The following is an 18,394-nucleotide window of genomic DNA, read 5'->3' as shown; positions in this document are numbered from 1 at the left end:
TTTTTCGACGTAAAATGGGTTTGTTGATTTATTGTGTCCGTCTTGTTTTAGGGATTTTTCATGCCTCATATTTTGATTATTGATGACGATGTTGAGTTGAGCGATTTGCTTAAGGAAGTGTTGTCCTTTGAAAACTGCGTCGTATCGACCGCTTATGATGGTATTGAGGGCTTGGCTACCATGGAGGATAGCGTCGATTTGGTGTTGCTTGATGTGATGATGCCTAAACTGAATGGTTTTGAGACGCTTAAGCAGTTACGTGAAAAATGGGATGTGCCTGTGCTGATGCTGACCGCCAAAGGAGAAGAAATCGATCGCGTCATAGGCCTAGAGTTGGGGGCAGATGATTACTTACCTAAGCCTTTTAGTGAGCGTGAACTGTTGGCAAGAATTAGAGCGATTCTAAGACGCACCCAAACCAGTAAAGGCCAGACGCAAAATGAGGCAGTCGTGTATCGGGATGTTAAATTGTATCCCGGACGCTTAGAGGCTTTTTGTAACGGTGAATTGTTGGATTTGACCAGTACGGAGTTTGCGTTGCTGCATTACTTCATACTGCATCCAGGTAAGGTGTTAACGAAAGAAGAGCTAAGTTTAGACGTGCTTGGTAAAAGGCTGGCGGCGTTTGATCGTGCGATTGATATGCACGTATCCAATCTGCGCAAAAAATTACCTGATTGGCCTAATGCAAAGCCGCGTATTAAAACTTTGCGTGGACGTGGTTATTTGCTGGTGGAGGGCGAATAGTGAGGCTTCCCAAAATCACCAGTTTATATGGCCGCATCTTTGCTATTTTCTGGTTCACCATGTGTTTGGTTATTTTGGCAGTCTTGGCTTTGCCACACTTTGACCCACGCAAACCTCGTGATATTCCTCCCCCATATTATGAGCGGATGCTGGAAGTTCGAGACAGAGCTGAGCGTGTTTTTGCCACTGAGCAAAGTATAGAGTCTGTGTTGCATCATTTGGAAGCTTGGTCTCATCGAGGCGGTGATAATAGATTACGGCTTTTTATTACCGATCTTGATGGTAATGTGATCACCACAGACCGTCGTCCAGACTTTAGTTATAAGGCGCTGCGCAACTTTGTCACGACGATTGATAACCCCCAGAACCCTCAACAAAGGCTGTATGGGCGAACTATGATTTCGGGACCGCTTCCTGTTCGTCTGGCGAAGGGGGATTACTTTTTGTATGTTGGCACCCGTTGGAGTGAGCCACCACATTTTTTGATTCAATTATTTGATCATCCATTGCGCTTGCTATTGGCTGTAATGTTGGTCAGTACGCCTTTGTTGCTTTGGTTGGCATGGGCGTTAAGTCAGCCTGCGCGTCGGTTGGAGAAGGCCGCGCAACGAGTGGCGCAGGGGGTATTTGAAATCGATCCAGAGCTTGAAAAAGGTACGTCTGAATTTCGTCAGGCGGGGGCAAGCTTTAACCAAATGGTTGAGGCGGTCAATATGATGATCTCCCGCCAACAACGCTTATTGTCTGATATTTCCCATGAACTTAGGTCGCCTTTAACTCGGTTGAGAATGGCACAAGCATTAGCGAGAAGAAAGTTAGGGGAAAGTTCTGATTTGACTCGCATTGATACTGAAGCTCAGCGATTAGAGCAGATGATAGGTAAGCTATTGGAGCTATCCAGTATGCAAGTGGACAGTCATTTGAATCGTCAAGCTCAACCGCTTTCTAGTCTTTGTGGTGAATTATTAGAAGACAGCCAGTTTGAAGCTGAGCAAATGGGAAAAGTGCTCAGCGTTTCTACTATTCCTGAGTGTTTGATTGTTTGTCACCCTGAATTATTAATGAGTGCCTTAGAAAATGTTATTCGGAATGCGATCCACTATGGGGAACATCAGATTCGAGTTTCTTTAGACGCTAAGGCAGATACCTTGCTTATTCAAGTGGAAGACGACGGTGAAGGTGTTCCTGATGATGAGCTGGACTCCATTTTTCGACCTTTTTATCGTGTTTCAACCGCGCGAGACAGGCACAGTGGTGGTACAGGCTTGGGCTTAGCAATTACTGAAAACGCTATTCGTCAGCATCAGGGAAGCGTTCACGCAGCCCGCAGCGTATTGGGTGGATTGTTGGTTGAGATAAGATTGCCCTTGCATGTGAAGTAAGAATTTCGAATTAAGGGAAAGCATTAGTGGACAAAGTGAGTAATCCGGCTCATATTAGAAGCAAGCTCGGCTGGTGTTTATGGTTTTTTACTGTGCGCTGCTTTGTAGCTTTCCCAAAAATTATAGGTAATACATGATAAATACAGCAAAAGAGTTCCTTTTACAGCGCATTAGTATTTTTGCCAGTCAATCCTTTGACCCTAATTCTGATTCGCAAGTAGTTGGATTACTAAAAAGTAAATTCAATATCCGTTTACCACAAAGACGCTCTATCAATGAGTCCTTGTCTTCTACCGTTAGCGATCATGAAATTATTAGTTTGATTTTGAAATATCGCTCGATGAATTAATGATACCTCGAGTCAATTCGCGTTTTCTTTTTTGATACACACAAAAATAGCGTTGCCAGAAAGCTGTTCCCAAGCCACGATTTTGTCGTGCTCGTGTTCAAACACATGAACATCAAAATACGGTGCTAAAAGGTTTTGCAGCTCTGTGAAACTTAACGCTACCATTGGGTGCTCATCTGTCCAGTGCTGGGTTTGATCGAGTGTTGTTTTATCAATGCTAAGCTTGAGAGTTTGTTGTTCGCCTTCGCCTCGATAAAACCAAGAAGACCCAAACGAAAAAATACTGTTTTCATAGTCGACGCGGTGTTTCGCCGATAGCGTATTATCGATGTGGTTCTTGTCTACGGAGTTGAAACAAAATATCCCGCCAGTTTTAAGCGCTTTATGAGTGCTCTCTATACAGCTTTTTAGGTTGTTCAAATTACCACTGTAATGAATAGAATAAAGAAAACAGGTAATGAGATCATAGGGTTCTGCTGTCGTGTAATCGCACATATTCCCTAGAGTAAAGAGTCCATCTGGGCAACGCTGCAAAGCCAAATCTAACATTGGCTGATTAATGTCTAAGCCACTGCATTCATAGCCTTCATACTGAAAATGCTGGATATGTGGTCCGGTTCCACAAGCCAAGTCTAGATGGCGCTTACCACCATTACCGAAAATTTGGTGAAACCTATGAGCGCTATTACTTTGTGCTTGATAGTTAATATCGGCACACATTAAATCGTAGTAGCCGGATAAGTCCGTGTAGAGCGCATTGTCTGACATGTTTTGTTCACTTGGAGAGGGAAAAATGATGGCGCATCATATAGTAGTTTGTGGATTTTGCGAAGCCGAAAAAAAACAGGAACAAGGTTGCCCTCTGTTCCTGTTTTTTTATAGGTCTTTCTTTGTCTTGTTTAGACGAAGATAAAGAATTTAGCGATAAACAAAGCCGCTAGTAGATAAACCGCAACACCAACTTGTTTGCCTTGGCCTGATAGCAGTTTGATAACCGCGTAACTAATAAAAGATAACGCGATACCATCTGCGATTGAGTAGGTTAGTGGCATTGTGAAGGCCGCGATTAACACTGGCGCCGCTTCTGTAATGTCATCCCAGTCAACTTTAGCTAGACTGCTTGTCATTAGTACTGCTACGTACATCAGAGCGCCTGCAGTAGCGTAAGCAGGAATAGAACCAGCTAGTGGTGCGAAGAATAAGCTAAGGATAAACAATAAAGCCACAACCACAGCGGTTAAGCCAGTACGGCCGCCAGCAGCAACGCCAGATGCGCTTTCAATGTAACTTGTTGTAGAAGACGTGCCCAATGCTGCACCTGCAACTGTTGCGCCAGAGTCAGCCAATAACGCTTTTTTCAAACGAGGCAGTTTGCCGTCTTTGTCTAGTAGGCCACCACGTTGGCCAACACCGATTAGAGTGCCTGATGTGTCAAATAAATCGACGAAGAAGAAAGCGAAAATGACACTTAACATGCTTATTTGGAAAGCACCTTCGATGTCCATTGCTAGGAATGTTGGTGCAATGGAAGGTGGTGTAGAGATTAAGCCACCAAATTCATTTTGACCAAATAGCATAGATAAGACAGTCACAAAAAGGATGCCGATCATTACTGCACCAGTCACGTTTAAGTACGCTAAAGCACAAATAACAAAAAAGCCTAGTAGACCATAGATAGCAGAGGGAGAAGAAAGATCACCCATTGACACTATAGTTGCAGGGTTTTTCACAATGATGCCTGAGTTTTGCAATGCAATCATGGCTAGGAAAAGACCGATACCCGCAGCGATGCCAAGTTTAAGTGAAGACGGAATGGCGTTAATAACCCATTCGCGAATTCGAAAAATACTGATAAAGATGAAAAGAATACCGGATAGGAAAACTGCGCCTAGAGCTTGTTCCCAAGTGTAGCCCATGCCTAATACTACACCGTAGGTGAAAAAAGCATTGAGTCCCATTCCTGGAGCTAGGGCGATTGGGTAGTTTGCGTATAACCCCATAATCAAGCAACCAACAGCGGCAGCAAGACAGGTCGCAACAAATACTGCGCCTTGGTCCATGCCAGCTTGGGCAAGAATAGAAGGGTTAACGAAAATAATGTAGGCCATTGTTAGGAAGGTTGTGATACCACCAACAACTTCATTGCGTACCGTGGTGTTGTGCGCTTTTAGTTGAAAATAACGTTCGAGCATGAGGGGACCTTAATATTCACCGAGGGAAGTGTATTAACTGATCATTTGGTCAGTCTCTTATTTCGGGCGCAAGTATAAAAAAATAGGTCAAATTTGGGAGCTAAATCGCAATAAATAATCACTTTTATACTGAATATAAGCGAAAAAATGGCCATTCCTTGGCTTTTGGGTGTTCTTTAGGTGTACTAAGCGTTGCTTAGTTTGTTAAAACTATAACCGTGTGACTTGGTAACCACTGGCTTTGAGTTTTTTCAGTAGGCTGTCTGGACCGGCCAGATGCATGGCGCCCACCATAATAAATTCGACGTTATCGTCGTTTAGCATGTTTTCAATTTGTGGTATCCATAGGTTGTTTCGCTTCACTAATAATGAGTGATAAATGTCTGGGTAGTCTGTTTGAAAGTCTTCTAGTTCTATTTTTGCCATGGTTTCTACATCGCCTTTTCGCCAGCTTTCACGTAGATCTGTCATGGTTTTTTGCATGTCTTTGATATCGTCAAGTGCGTAGTTAATTACCGCGTTGTTGTCTTGTTCTTGTAGGTCTTTCAGTACGTCTATTTGTGTCTCTGGTTCTTCTAGCCAACCTTGGGCTTTTTGGTCTTTCTGAGCTTTTTGTGCATAAAACTGATCAACCCCCTCACTGGTAAATCCGAGGTACTTGAGTTCGATTAGGCTAAGTGAAATAGCCAGCGCGCTTGGTTTGAGGTTTTGTACTGCTGTGATAGGGATTTGTCGGCTATCTAGATAGGCTTTAAGCGAGCTAAATGTGTCAGCGGATAGAATTTCGTCGATGGTCGTGCCATCCGAATAGGACAGCGCTTCCTGCATTTTTTGTTTAAATCCCGGTTGGCTTATGGTGTCCATATTGGTTTCAAATACTATCTTATTGGCTGCTTGGTAAGCTTGTTCGTATTCTTTAGGGAGCGGGTAGTCCTGAGGTGTGAGCAGGTGAATAGTGCCGCCAATATAAAGTGTGTTGGCACCAGAAGTCACTTTCCAAACGGAAGCTGCTTGAGTTTGGAAGCTGGCAGCAGCGAGTAAAGTAAGGCCAAATTTCTTGAGAAGTTTCATGCTTTTCCCTGACTAAGGTAAGTGAATGGCCGTCATTGTGTGGTGAAGTTAGGTTATTTATTCAGGCCGTTGTGGTGGCGAAAAGTGTTATTATGCCGAATCTCTGTCAATACTAGTGTAGTAAATCTTCGATGAAAAAAGAGTTCGTGTCTATAGGGCTAACCAATCCTAAAAGTATTTCCAATGTTGGTTCTGTTATGAGAGCCGCTGGTTGTTATCAGGTCAACCAAGTTTTGTACTCGGGCCAACGTTATGATCGTGCTTCGAAAATGTCCACCGACACCAAAAAAGCGTCGTCTTCTATTCCGTTAATAAATATTGAATCACTTGGTGTGACAACCATGATAGAGGCGGTAGAGGAAGGAACCAAGATTGTGTGCGTTGATTTAATTCAAGGCGCAACGCCCTTGCCACACTTCATACACCCTGAAAAAGCGTTGTACATCTTTGGGCCAGAAGATGGGACTATTGATCAGAAAGTCGTCGACCGCGCTGACTATGTGGTCTTTGTTCCCACTATTGGCTGTATGAATCTTGCCGCTTCAGTCAATGTATTACTCTATGATCGCTTGGCGAAATCTGACCGTGCAGATGCAGGAGATGAGCTTATCCGTCAAAGCAAAGACGTGAATAACAATGTAAAGGTTCGCAATAGCATTTGAATGCGTTGTGTCAGCATGTTTGTTTGGTCGTTTTCTTATCCAATATTTTTCATATAGTTAACAGTAAGTTGACTGTGATGGTCTGCTATCAATGCAAAAATATCATTTCAATCTAATGGCGTTATTTGGAAAGAAGGTAAAAGTCTATTTTAACAATTAAGACCTTCCGTACGGTTTCTTTGTCGCCAGAATGAAATTTGTTTGATGAGATAGAGGGAATGCATCCAGATGAAGCCTTTGAGAATTGTGGTACTTGCCTTTGGGGCTTGCTTCGCGACATTAAGTTACGCTGAGAAGTCATCTGTACCGCTAGAGCCCTTAAGCCTAGAGCTTGAATTAGGGCTTATCTCCACGACTGGCAATATGCAAAGTACTGCTTTGAAGACTAAAGCAACAATAAAACAAGATTTTAGAGAGTGGAAAGCAAAATACCAAGCAGACGTTTTATATAAACGCGGAAAAAATAATGACGATGAAGAGACCCAAACAACGGCCCATAAAACGTTTTTGTCTGCCCAGAGTGACTATAAACTAGCCAAGGAGAATAGTTCGGTGTTTGTTTATGGTTCTTACACTGATGATAGGTTTAGTGGCTACGAGTATCAAAACACCTTGTCAGTTGGTTATTCCGGCCGAATATATGAGGATGAGTCTTCTTTTTTAGATTACAGCGCTGGGCCAGGTTACTCGTTTAGTCAAACAGATGCAGGGGAAGAGGAAAAAAATGCGATTATTCATATTGAGCTTCAATATGAATATGAAATTAACCCTAATGTGACGTTTCAACAGGGCATAAGTACCGATACCGCTCTAGAGAGTGATAAAAACTCTACGTCTAAATCTGAAACCTCTTTTAATGTAAAACTTAGGGATAACCTGCAAATGAAAGCCGTTTATAGCCTTACCCATAATAGCATCGCATTAGAAGACAAAAAGAAGACTGATGGCATCGCAAGTGTTATTTTCTCTTATTCTTTCTAGTGTCATTCCTACAAACAATTGAGATTGTCAGCACATGCGTTATCAAGGAATAAAAGTTACATTGGTAACGGGGTTTTTAGGCGCAGGTAAAACGACGTTAATTCGTCATTTGCTAGAGCAGTCACCAATTAATGAGCGATGGGCTGTACTGGTAAACGAGTTCGGTGACATTGGCTTAGATGGGGCATTTTACTCGGACTTAGGCGTTGCCATTACAGAGGTGGCTGGTGGTTGTGTGTGTTGCACAACGTCGGCTGCGTTTCAGCAGGGGTTGAACCAATTAATTCGCCAACATAACCCTGACCGTATTTTTATCGAGCCGTCCGGCCTTGGTCATCCTAAGCAAATCATTCAACAACTGCGCGGTGATATTTATCGTGATGTGTTGTTGCTTAGTGGCGTATTTTGCGTCCTAGATGCTCGCACTCTTCATGATGAACGTTATACCAAACACGCTATTTTTAAAGATCAAATCGAGTCTGCACATGGCGTTGTATTAAGTCATGTGGACCGTTATCAGTCGCAGGATTTTGATGCTGTAGATCAATATTTAAGTCATTTGTTTGTGTCATCATCGCTCCCTGTGGTTTTTCAATCTGATCCAATGGAATTAGAGGCTGAAAAGTTAGATGTTGGTTTAAAGGACGTTGTGACTTCCCCCCGTTTTACCAATCACTCTTATATACGCGGTAGAGGTTTAAGCCAGAGTCATTTGCCTAGTTCCGATTTAGACAAAGAAACAAAAAAAGCGCTGAATTTTAGCGGACGCCATTACTATCAAAAACAACAAGATTCTATGCAGGTTTTGGGTTGGCATTGGGCCCTTGGTGAATACACTGACAGTGAAACGCTGTTGTCGATGATTCGTCTAATTGCATTGCAAGAGGGTGTTTACCGAGTGAAAGGTGTGTTTGCCCTCAATTCGCATGAGGCTGTTTTTGTCAATGTTGCGCGTGGCGAAGTTGTCTCGACTGTCGCCCCGTGGCGGGAAGTTAGTAAGATGGAAGTAATCGGTAGTATTGATGAAAAATGGCCTGATCAGGTAAAACTAAGCTGTGAGGCGTTAATTTAGCGTCATGATGCTGTTTTTTTTAGGTTCGCCTTATTGATTGCCTTTACTCAAAAAAAACTCAGTTTGAAACAAATAAATGCGGTCTTGGTTTATTTTGTCATTAACTTTGGCACCTTTTGTTATTGAGAGAATGTCTCTTATAGAGGAACCTTTCTAACATAAGAGGTTCCAATTGGGACAGATGGATAAAAACAATAAGAGGTCATAGGCCATGCCTGAATATAAAGCTCCGTTACGCGACATTAAATTCGTCACAGAAGAAGTTCTCGACTTTCATGGACACTACGCAAAATTGCCCGGTGCCGAAGAAGCGACGCCGGATATGGTGGCAGCGATTCTTGAAGAGGGTGCTAAATTTGCCGAGCGAGTGCTTTCTCCTCTAAACCGTGTTGGTGATCAACAAGGTTGTCAGTTTAAAGATGGTGTTGTAACAACACCTGAAGGTTTTAAAGAAGCCTATCAGCAGTATGTTGAAGGTGGCTGGCCTTCGTTGTCTCATCCTGAAGAAGTCGGTGGACAAGGTTTACCAGATTCTCTTGGTATGATGGTGACAGAAATGATCGCCACATCAAACTGGTCGTGGGGCATGTACCCAGGATTAAGCCATGGCGCGATGAATACCATCGAGCTACATGGTACGGATGAGCAAAAACAAACCTACTTAACAAAACTTGTTTCTGGTGAGTGGACAGGCACCATGTGTCTGACTGAACCTCATTGTGGTACTGATCTTGGTATGTTGAAAACCAAAGCAGAGCCACAAGATGACGGTAGCTACGCCATTACAGGTACTAAAATCTTTATCTCCGCAGGTGAACACGATATGGCTGACAATATTGTCCATATCGTATTGGCTCGCTTGCCTGACGCCCCTGCTGGCACGAAAGGTATTTCCCTGTTCATTGTGCCAAAACACAATGTTGACGACGCTGGAGAAGTGGCAGATCGCAACCAAGTGTCTTGTGGTTCTATTGAACACAAAATGGGTATTCATGGTAACGCGACTTGCGTCATGAATTTTGATGGTGCGAAAGGCTTTCTAATTGGCGAGCCTAACCGTGGCTTAAATTGCATGTTCACTTTCATGAACGCCGCTCGTCTTGGTACAGCGTTACAAGGTTTGGCGCATGCAGAGTGGGCGTTACAAAATTCTGTTGCTTACGCTAAAGACCGTCTGCAAATGCGTGCTTTATCTGGGCCAAAAGCACCAGAAAAAGCAGCGGACCCTATTATTGTTCACCCTGACGTACGCCGTATGCTACTGACCCAAAAAGCTTTTGCGGAAGGTGGTCGTGCTCTGATTCATTATTGTTCTATGCTTGTAGATACTATGAAAAGAGGCACAGCGGATGAAAAAGCTGAAGCCGACGAGCTTATGTCGTTGCTGACTCCTATTGCCAAAGCGTTTTTAACAGAAACCGGTTTTGAAGCGGCAAACCATGGTCTTCAGGTGTTTGGTGGTCATGGCTTTATTGCCGAGTGGGGCATGGAGCAGAACGTCCGTGATTGTCGTATTTCTATGTTGTATGAGGGAACAACAGGGATTCAAGCATTGGACCTTTTAGGTCGTAAAGTATTAATGACTCAAGGTGCAACACTGCGTCGCTTTACCAAAATCATTCACAAATTCTGTAAAGAACACAAAGGCGATAAACGCGTTAAATCGTACATCACAGCGCTCGATAAATTAAACGGCGAATGGGGCGATGTAACGATGAAGATCGGCATGAAAGCCATGCGTAACAAAGATGAAGTAGGTGCAGCATCCGTCGATTACCTAATGTTCTCAGGCTATGTTGTATTGGCTTATTTCTGGGCACGTATGGCGGTTACCGCACAAAATAAATTGGACGAAGGTACAGACGAAGTTGGTTTTTATACGGCCAAACTGCAAACAGCGACTTTCTACTACGATCGCTTGTTGCCACGTACTCGCGCCCATGCAGAAGCGATGTTGTCAGGTGCTGATAATTTGTTGGCAATGGAAGAAGATAACTTCTTATTCCTGAATGCCTAATTAGCGTAATAAATAACCATCCATGCATTTTTTAAGTGCATGGATAAGAAAGTTTTTGAAAGATTGAAGAGGTTGATATTATGAGTGAAGCAAAAGCAGTTTTTGAGGCTATGCTAGAGCGTTTCGATGCGGACGAAGCCGATGATATGGAAGCGGTGTTTCAATTTGACTTAGATGATGCTGACAGCTATCACTTAAGTATCGAGGACGGTAAATGCTCGATGGGAGAAGGTGAGCATGACGATCCGACGGTAACATTGAGTATGGATCTAGCCACTCTCAAAGACGTTATGAGTGGGGAATTAGATGGCATGGCAGCGTTTATGCAAGGTAAAATCCGAGCTGATGGTGACATTATGCTGGCGACTAAGCTGACTCAAATCTTCCCGCAATAGGGCGATTAAGTTTAGCGACCGCTTTAAAGCTCAACTGCCATCTGTGCGGTTGGGCTTTTGTTACTTCCCAACTCCTAAATAAAAAAAACAAATGGAGCTTTTTATGACAATGGATACTTCTTCTAATAGCAACGTAAATATTGGAAAAGCGCCAGGCAGCTACTTACCCGAATCGCTTAACCCCAATGGTTATGAGTCTTTAACTGATGTTCTTGCGTTAGCATCGAAAAAATATGCTGACTTACCTGCTTTTACCAGTGTGGGTAGAACCATCACTTATGGTGAATTGAATGAAAAGTCCGATCAATTTGCGGCTTATCTTCAACATGAAACCGATTTAGTCCCAGGCGATCGAATCGCCGTTCAACTTCCTAATGTTATTCAATACCCAGTTGTGCTGTTTGGTGCAATGAAAGCAGGTTTGATTGTAGTAAATACGAATCCACTCTATACACCGAAAGAGCTGGAGCATCAGTTTAATGATGCGGGTGTAAAAGCGCTGGTCGTGTTTGCAAATATGGCGCACAACGTCGGTAAAATACTGGCAAAAACCTCTATAAAACATGTGATTATTACCGAAATCGCTGACTTCCATTCTCCTGTAAAACGCTTACTTGTTAACTCTATTGTTAAGTATGTGAAGAAAATGGTGCCTGATTACCATATTCCTAATGCTCTTATGTTGAATGATGTACTGGCAAAAGGAAAAGGTAAATCGGTCTCTAAAGTATCAGTGTCGTCGGAGCAGATTGCTGTCTTACAATATACTGGCGGAACAACCGGTGTGGCAAAAGGAGCCATGCTGACTCATGCAAATCTAATCTCCAATATGTACCAGTTGGGTTCAAGACTGGGCTCTATTGTGGGTGAACGAACTGAGCTCTATATTGCTCCGCTTCCTCTGTACCATATTTATGCCTTTCTCATTCATGGTTTGACCTTATTAGAAAAAGGCGCACACAGCGTATTGATTCCAAACCCAAGGGATCTGCCAGGCTTCGTGAAAGAGCTTAAAAAATGGCGCTTCACAGGCTTTGTTGGATTAAACACATTGTTTGTTGGTCTATGTAACAATGCTGGCTTTAAAGAGCTTGATTTCTCCAGTCTTAAATTAACCTGTTCAGGTGGTATGCCGCTAACTCATGCCGCTGCAGATGAGTGGAAAAAGGTAACCGGCTGCCAAGTAGTAGAAGGTTATGGTTTAACAGAGACATCCCCAGTTGTTTCTTTTAACCCGATTGGCAAAGAGCGCATTGGTACCATTGGACTTGCTGTAGCTGAAACCGATATCAAGATTCAAAACACAGAAGGTGAAGCTTTGCCACAAGGTGAAGCTGGCATGTTGTGTGTGCGTGGCCCTCAGGTAATGAAAGGGTATTGGAACCGAGAAGAAGCGACTCGTGACGTGATGACGGAAGACGGCTTTTTAATCACGGGCGATATTGCGATGCAGCACCCTGATGGCTACTTGCAGATAGTAGACCGTGCTAAAGACATGATTATTGTTTCTGGGTTTAATGTTTACCCTACAGAAGTAGAAGATTGCCTATCTTCGTACCCAGATATTTTGGAATCGGCAGCCATTGGTGTGCCGGATGATAAGACCGGTGAAGCGGTTAAAGCCTTTGTTGTTTTGAGAGCCAATGTTGAGTCATTGGATACCAAAGAACTGCGCCTTTACTGTAAGGAAAATTTAGCCGCTTATAAAGTGCCTAAGTTCTTTGAAGTACGTAAAGAACTACCGAAAACCAATGTGGGTAAAGTGTTGCGTCGTGCTTTACGTGAAGAACAAGCCTAACCTTTGGTTAGGCAGATCACTAAAGTAGGAGTGCAGCATGCCGCCGGATAAGCGCAAGTTAATGCATCGCCGCACCATCGAGTCCTATGGCTATTTACGAGATGATGGTTTGTGGGACATCGAAGCGACGATGCAAGATATCAAGCCGTATGATGTTAACCGTGAATTTGATGGGACTTTGGTGCCAGAAGGCAGCCCTTTCCATGATATTACGGTTTGTTTAACGGTAGACGACACCTTTTTAATTAAAGAGGTGTCTGTTTCAATGGATTCTTTTCCCTTTCCCAGTTGCGGTGGTGCCGCACCCAGCTTCGAAGCTTTGAAAGGAACTCGTATAAAGGCTGGGTGGAGCCGTTGGATAAAGCAGACTTTTAGTGGGAAAGTAGGTTGCACCCATGTATTGGAATTATTACCTGTAGTCGCAACCACTGCTTTTCAAACCATGTGGCAGCCTTTGGGAAAAAAATACCCTCAGCATGTCCCCGCAACGCTTACCAAGTTAGTTAACAGTTGTCATGGTTGGTCAGAAGATGGCCCTATGGTACGTAAATTAGTCGAAGAGCAAGTATTGCATTTACCTTCAAAGGAGAGTCAGTAATGAGTGATTTTGTTACTGAAAATATTGAGTCTGGTGTGCAGATTCTGTGTTTCAATCGAGTCGAAAAGAAAAATGCGATTACCTTGGCTATGTATCAGGCGTTAACTAACGCCTTGCGCCGCGCAGAAGCAAACCCGGAAATAAAAGCCACCTTGATCCACGGTGCAGGGAATGATTTTTCGTCGGGTAACGACATTAATGAATTTGTGCAGATTGCTCAAACACCTGAGAAAATGGAAGCGATTATGGCTTTCTTGCAGGTATTGACCAGTTATAAAAAACCGCTCATCGCAGGTGTAGAAGGCAGAGCAGTAGGCGTTGGTGCGACTATGTTACTGCATTGTGATTTGGTGCTTGCCTCCCGTGAAGCGCGATTGCAGTTTCCTTTTGTGCAACTGGGCTTGGTACCAGAAGCAGCATCGAGCCATTTATTGCCTTTATTGGCAGGTCATCAAAGAGCCTTTGAAATATTGATACTTGGAGAAGTGGTGGATGCGACACAAGCTCATGAAATGGGTTTGGTTAATCACCTTTGTGAAGAGGGTGAGGCATATCGCGTTGCTCTACATTACGCCAATAAAGTGGCAGGGTTGCCTGTCGAGGCGGTGGCTTTGAGTAAAGACTTATTGAAGTACAGAGCCCAAGACGATGTACAAATGGCTTTGATGCGTGAGGGAAGAATTTTCAAAGACCGGTTGCGTTCAACTGAAGCGCATCAAGCTTTCATGGCATTTTTGTCCCGTAATAAATAGCATTTTTTGTTGTCTTAAGAGAAGCCACTAACAGGCAGAAGGTGACCTTGCCCTAGGGGAGGTCATTTTCATTGTTAACATAGTGGTCCTATACTTCTTAATCAGCGCCTTGTTACTCTTTCATATCTGCTCCTCTTTTTTGTCCCTTTTTACTTTCAATCTTTTTTCCAATTCATACTAAACTCAAGAAGCATCTTGTCTGTTACTGTTGTTTTTTGAAACCTCTATGCTTTAACGGATTAATGTGTGATTATTTTTGTCAGTTAACTGGCGCTTTTTTGTTATTGATGAAAAGCATTCTCAAACTACTATAGAGGTTAAATAAAGAGTTCTATTGATAAGGAATATCTGCATGATCTCGGCCAAATAAATATCCTTGGTTGAATGCATCAAACAGGATCGAAAAATAAATACGAGGGGCTTATGAAAATCTTAGTATCTGTAAAGCGAGTCATAGACTACAACGTCAAAGTTCGCGTCAAACCCGACCAATCAGCGGTCGATCTTACCAACGTCAAAATGTCCATGAACCCTTTCTGTGAAATCGCTGTGGAAGAAGCTATACGCCTAAAAGAAAAAGGGGTGGCATCTGAAGTCGTGGTTGTGTCTGTTGGTTCAAAATCTTGCCAAGAAACATTGCGCACAGCGATGGCGCTTGGTGCTGACCGCGCGATTCAAGTTGAAGCCGAAGATGGTTTGGATTCGTTATCGGTTGCAAAACTTATCGCTAAAGTGGCACAAGAAGAAGCTGCGGACTTGGTGATTATGGGTAAGCAAGCGATCGATTCTGATAATAATCAGACGGGTCAAATGGTGGCCGCGCTACTGGATTATCCTCAAGCAACATTTGCCTCAGAAGTTGTGATTGAAAACGGGGAAGCTCAAGTTACTCGTGAAATTGATGGTGGTCTGCAAACTCTAGCGATTACCTTGCCAGCGGTTGTTACGACAGACCTTCGTCTAAACGAACCGCGTTTTGCTTCTTTGCCAAATATTATGAAAGCGAAGAAGAAACCATTGGATGTTAAAACACCTGCCGACCTAGGTGTGGAAGTGGGTTCTAATGTCAGCATCGTTTCTGTTACACCACCACCGCAGCGTGCTGGTGGTATTAAAGTTGGCTCTGTTGCTGAATTAGTAGACAAACTTAAAAACGAAGCGAAGGTGGTGTCATGAGCGTTTTAATCATTGCAGAACACGATAATAAATCTCTAAAGCCTGCGACGTTAAACACGGTAACCGCAGCCACACAAATTAACGCGGACGTGCATTTATTGGTTGCTGGTTTTGAATGTCAAACCGTTGTTGAGCAAGCATCACAAGTGGCTGGGGTAACTAAAGTGTTAGTTGCTGATAATGCCGCCTATGAACATCAGTTGGCTGAAAATGTTTCTAAATTAATCGTTGAGGTTGCTGACGGCTATGAACATATTTTGGCTCCAGCAACAACAACAGGCAAAAATACGTTACCGCGTGTGGCTGCATTATTGAACGTAGCTCAGCTCTCTGACGTGATCAAAGTTGAATCTGCAGATACGTTTGTTCGTCCAATTTACGCGGGCAATGCTATTGCGACGGTAAAAACAACGGATGCTGTCAAAGTATTGACCGTTCGAGCTACGGGTTTTGATGCCGCTGCGAGTACGGGCGGTAGTGCTGAGCGTCAGGTGCTTTCGCAAGTAATTGCATCGGATCGTAGCCGTTTTGTGAAAGAGCAATTGGCTGAATCCGATCGACCTGAATTGACCGCAGCGAATGTGATTATCTCTGGTGGTCGAGGGATGGGCAACGGCGATAACTTCAAGTTATTGGAAGGGATTGCAGACAAGCTGGGTGCAGCTATTGGTGCTTCACGTGCGGCGGTGGATGCAGGCTATGTACCGAATGATTTACAAGTAGGCCAAACGGGTAAAACGGTTGCGCCAGATCTGTACATCGCGGTTGGCATCTCTGGTGCGATCCAACATTTGGCTGGCATGAAAGATTCTAAGGTGATTGTTGCCATCAACAAAGATGAAGAGGCGCCAATTTTCCAAGTTGCGGATTATGGCTTAGTGGCCGACTTGTTCGATGCCGTGCCTGAGCTAGAAAAAAGCCTATAACAGTTCGTAGAAACTAGTTTGTTTGTATTGCTTGAAAAAGAAGCAAAAACAGCGTGTAAATATCAGGTGACGATGGGAAAAAAACCACCGTCATCATAATAAAAATAATTGGAGACCAGCATGATTTTCGAAGGACAAGCAATCAAGGTTGCAGCCGATGATGCCGGCGTGGCAACTGTCACTCTGGACTTGGTCGGTGAGTCGGTTAATAAATTCAACAGTCTAACCTTGAATGAATTGGCTGAAGCCGTTAATGCCCTTAAACATATTGATGATTTGCAAGGCGTTATTTTTGCCAGCGCAAAAGACGTGTTTGTCGTCGGCGCAGACATTACGGAATTTACTTCTTGGTTCAAACTCGAAGAAGAGGATTTAACCGATAAACTTCGTCATGCTCATAATATCTTTAACGACATTTCTAACTTATGTTGCCCGACAGTTGCGGCTATTAACGGCATTGCACTTGGTGGCGGTATGGAGTTGGCCTTGGCCTGTGATTATCGTGTTATGGCGACGACAGCAAAAATTGGTTTGCCAGAAACTCAGCTAGGCATCTATCCAGGCTGGGGCGGTACAGTTCGTCTTCCTCGTTTAATCGGTGCAGACAATGCCTGTGAGTGGATTTGTGGTGGTGCCCAGAAGCGCAGTGAAGATGCTTTTAAAGATGGTGCTGTCGATGCCGTGGTTGCAGCAGATAAAGTGAATGAATCGGCTCGTCACCTCATTCAACAAGTGATGGATGGCAAGCTGGATTATCATGCACGTCGTAATGAATTACGCGCGCCAATGGTATTCACTCCTATTGAAAAAATGATGGTCTTTGAATCCGTTCGTGGTGTTGTCGGAGCGAAAGCGGGTAAACATTATCCTGCGCCAATGGCAGCGATTAAGACCATTGAAAAAGGCATTAGCCAAGAGATGGAAAAGGCCCTTGATACTGAAATCAAAGGCTTTGTAAAGCTAGCTAAAGGTCCAGTGGCGAAATCCTTGGTTAACTTATTCCTAAGTGATCAACAAATTAAGAAGACAGCGGGTAAATACTCGAAAGGTGCGACGCCTGTTAAGCAAGCCGCTGTATTGGGTGCGGGCATTATGGGTGGTGGTGTTGCCTATCAATCAGCCTCCAAAGGTACGCCGATTATCATGAAAGACATTCGCCCAGAAGCCCTAGAACTAGGCTTGAGTGAAGCGAATAAACTTTTCAATGGTCAAGTAGAGCGCGGACGTTTAACGACTGAAAAAGCGTTTAAAGCGATGAACGCAATTGTTCCTGCGCTGAGTTATGGCGAATTTGAACACGTTGACCTTGTGGTTGAAGCGGTTGTTGAAAATGTCAAAATCAAGAAGTCAGTATTGGCTGAAGTAGAAAGTAAAATCGCCGATGACGCTATTTTGACTTCTAACACGTCAACGATCTCCATTACGGAATTGGCAAAAGATTTGAAACGCCCAGAAAACTTCTGTGGTATGCACTTTTTTAACCCAGTACATCGTATGCCTTTAGTAGAAGTTATTCGCGGCGAGAAAACTAGTGATGCGGCTATCGCTAAAACCGTTGCTTATGCCCAAGCCATGGGTAAAACACCTGTTGTGGTAAATGACTGTCCTGGATTCTTAGTAAACCGTGTATTGTTTCCTTATTTCGCTGGTTTTTCTTTGATGATGCAGGAAGGGGCGGATTTCCAAGTGGTTGATAAGACCATGGAGAAATTTGGCTGGCCGATGGGGCCTGCGTATTTGCTTGACGTGGTGGGTGTTGATACGGCATTCCATGCGGATCAAGTAATGGCGGAAGGTTTCCCTGATCGCATGAAGCATGAAGGCAAAAATGCAGTAGATCGCTTGTTCGAGCTAGAACGTTTTGGTCAGAAAAATGGTAAAGGTTTTTATACCTACGAGGCAGATCGCAAAGGCAAACCGAAGAAGATTTTTGATGCCGAAATTAACGATTTGCTAGCACCTGTTATCACGTCTAATTCTGAGTTAACAGAAGACGATATTGTCGCTCGAATGATGATTCCTTTATGCATTGAAACGGTTCGCTGTTTAGAAGAAAACATTGTTTCTTCTGCTGCAGAAGCGGATATGGGATTGATTTACGGTATTGGTTTCCCTCCATACCTTGGTGGTGCTTTGCACTACTTAGACCAAATGGGACTGCAGGCATTTTGTGACCTTGCAGACAAATACAGCCACTTAGGTAAGTTGTACGAGCCAACCGCAAAAATGCGTGAAATGGCGAAGAACAACGACACTTATTACGGCGCATAATTTCC

General features: G+C 43.6%; 17 protein-coding genes. 14 read left to right on the top strand and 3 right to left on the bottom strand.

Going from position 1 to position 18,394, the window contains the following annotated elements:
- The first annotated feature begins 60 nt into the window (after window positions 1-60).
- The 3 genes from C1X04_RS12340 to C1X04_RS12330 all read left to right on the top strand — a co-directional run bounded on the left by C1X04_RS12340 (window position 61) and on the right by C1X04_RS12330 (window position 2,478).
- Window positions 61-747: a response regulator gene (locus C1X04_RS12340; RefSeq protein WP_110573743.1), complete on the top strand. Its 687-nt coding sequence runs from the start codon at window positions 61-63 to the stop codon at window positions 745-747.
- Window positions 747-2,129, top strand: coding sequence for an envelope stress sensor histidine kinase CpxA (gene cpxA / locus C1X04_RS12335; protein WP_137170086.1), 1,383 nt, complete (start codon window positions 747-749; stop codon window positions 2,127-2,129). Before C1X04_RS12340 ends, cpxA begins: the two co-directional genes overlap by 1 nt.
- 133 nt (window positions 2,130-2,262) lie before the next feature.
- Window positions 2,263-2,478, top strand: a complete 216-nt coding sequence (locus C1X04_RS12330; RefSeq protein WP_110573739.1) for a hypothetical protein — start codon at window positions 2,263-2,265, stop codon at window positions 2,476-2,478.
- 12 nt (window positions 2,479-2,490) lie between these two features.
- Here the strand turns inward: C1X04_RS12330 and C1X04_RS12325 are convergent, their stop codons facing one another.
- From C1X04_RS12325 to C1X04_RS12315, 3 genes are all read right to left on the bottom strand, one after another.
- A complete protein-coding gene (locus C1X04_RS12325; protein ID WP_137170085.1) occupies window positions 2,491-3,246 on the bottom strand; it encodes a class I SAM-dependent methyltransferase in 756 nt (251 codons plus the stop codon).
- A gap of 131 nt (window positions 3,247-3,377) precedes the next feature.
- A complete protein-coding gene (locus tag C1X04_RS12320; protein WP_110573735.1) occupies window positions 3,378-4,670 on the bottom strand; it encodes an NCS2 family permease in 1,293 nt (430 codons plus the stop codon).
- 210 nt (window positions 4,671-4,880) lie between these two features.
- Window positions 4,881-5,741, bottom strand: a complete 861-nt coding sequence (locus C1X04_RS12315) for a TraB/GumN family protein (protein ID WP_110573733.1) — start codon at window positions 5,739-5,741, stop codon at window positions 4,881-4,883.
- Window positions 5,742-5,872: 131 nt separating this feature from the next.
- Here C1X04_RS12315 and C1X04_RS12310 point away from each other — a divergent pair, with 131 nt between their 5' ends.
- The 11 genes from C1X04_RS12310 (at window position 5,873) to fadB (ending at window position 18,389) form a co-directional block, all read left to right on the top strand.
- Window positions 5,873-6,403 (top strand): RNA methyltransferase, encoded by a 531-nt coding sequence (locus C1X04_RS12310; protein WP_110573731.1) that lies wholly within the window; start codon window positions 5,873-5,875, stop codon window positions 6,401-6,403.
- Between the two features lie 228 nt (window positions 6,404-6,631).
- Complete coding sequence (locus C1X04_RS12305; RefSeq protein WP_110573729.1) at window positions 6,632-7,384, top strand: YdiY family protein; 753 nt, start codon at window positions 6,632-6,634, stop codon at window positions 7,382-7,384.
- Between the two features lie 34 nt (window positions 7,385-7,418).
- Complete coding sequence (locus C1X04_RS12300; RefSeq protein WP_137170084.1) at window positions 7,419-8,456, top strand: GTP-binding protein; 1,038 nt, start codon at window positions 7,419-7,421, stop codon at window positions 8,454-8,456.
- Window positions 8,457-8,667: 211 nt separating this feature from the next.
- Window positions 8,668-10,473, top strand: coding sequence for an acyl-CoA dehydrogenase C-terminal domain-containing protein (locus C1X04_RS12295; RefSeq protein WP_110573725.1), 1,806 nt, complete (start codon window positions 8,668-8,670; stop codon window positions 10,471-10,473).
- Window positions 10,474-10,553: 80 nt separating this feature from the next.
- Window positions 10,554-10,868 carry an SCP2 sterol-binding domain-containing protein gene (locus C1X04_RS12290; RefSeq protein ID WP_110573723.1) on the top strand — a complete coding sequence of 105 codons (315 nt, stop codon included), beginning with the start codon at window positions 10,554-10,556 and terminating at the stop codon, window positions 10,866-10,868.
- Window positions 10,869-10,971: 103 nt separating this feature from the next.
- The gene (locus C1X04_RS12285) at window positions 10,972-12,666 is read left to right on the top strand and encodes an AMP-binding protein (protein ID WP_137170083.1); all 1,695 of its coding nucleotides are present in this window, start codon (window positions 10,972-10,974) and stop codon (window positions 12,664-12,666) included.
- 37 nt (window positions 12,667-12,703) lie between these two features.
- Window positions 12,704-13,264: a DUF2889 domain-containing protein gene (locus C1X04_RS12280; protein ID WP_137170082.1), complete on the top strand. Its 561-nt coding sequence runs from the start codon at window positions 12,704-12,706 to the stop codon at window positions 13,262-13,264.
- Window positions 13,264-14,016, top strand: coding sequence for an enoyl-CoA hydratase-related protein (locus C1X04_RS12275; protein ID WP_137170081.1), 753 nt, complete (start codon window positions 13,264-13,266; stop codon window positions 14,014-14,016). The genes C1X04_RS12280 and C1X04_RS12275 overlap by 1 nt, the downstream gene beginning before the upstream one ends.
- A gap of 423 nt (window positions 14,017-14,439) precedes the next feature.
- Window positions 14,440-15,192 (top strand): electron transfer flavoprotein subunit beta/FixA family protein, encoded by a 753-nt coding sequence (locus tag C1X04_RS12270; RefSeq protein WP_110573715.1) that lies wholly within the window; start codon window positions 14,440-14,442, stop codon window positions 15,190-15,192.
- Window positions 15,189-16,118: an electron transfer flavoprotein subunit alpha/FixB family protein gene (locus C1X04_RS12265; RefSeq protein ID WP_137170080.1), complete on the top strand. Its 930-nt coding sequence runs from the start codon at window positions 15,189-15,191 to the stop codon at window positions 16,116-16,118. Before C1X04_RS12270 ends, C1X04_RS12265 begins: the two co-directional genes overlap by 4 nt.
- Window positions 16,119-16,238: 120 nt before the next feature.
- On the top strand, window positions 16,239-18,389 hold the full coding sequence (fadB, locus tag C1X04_RS12260; RefSeq protein WP_110573711.1) for a fatty acid oxidation complex subunit alpha FadB: 2,151 nt from the start codon (window positions 16,239-16,241) through the stop codon (window positions 18,387-18,389).
- The last annotated feature ends 5 nt before the right edge of the window (window positions 18,390-18,394 follow it).

Origin of the sequence: Marinomonas sp. FW-1, assembly GCF_005222245.1 — a bacterium.
GTDB lineage: Bacteria > Pseudomonadota > Gammaproteobacteria > Pseudomonadales > Marinomonadaceae > Marinomonas > Marinomonas alcarazii.
This window is presented reverse-complemented; position numbering and strand designations above follow the sequence as displayed.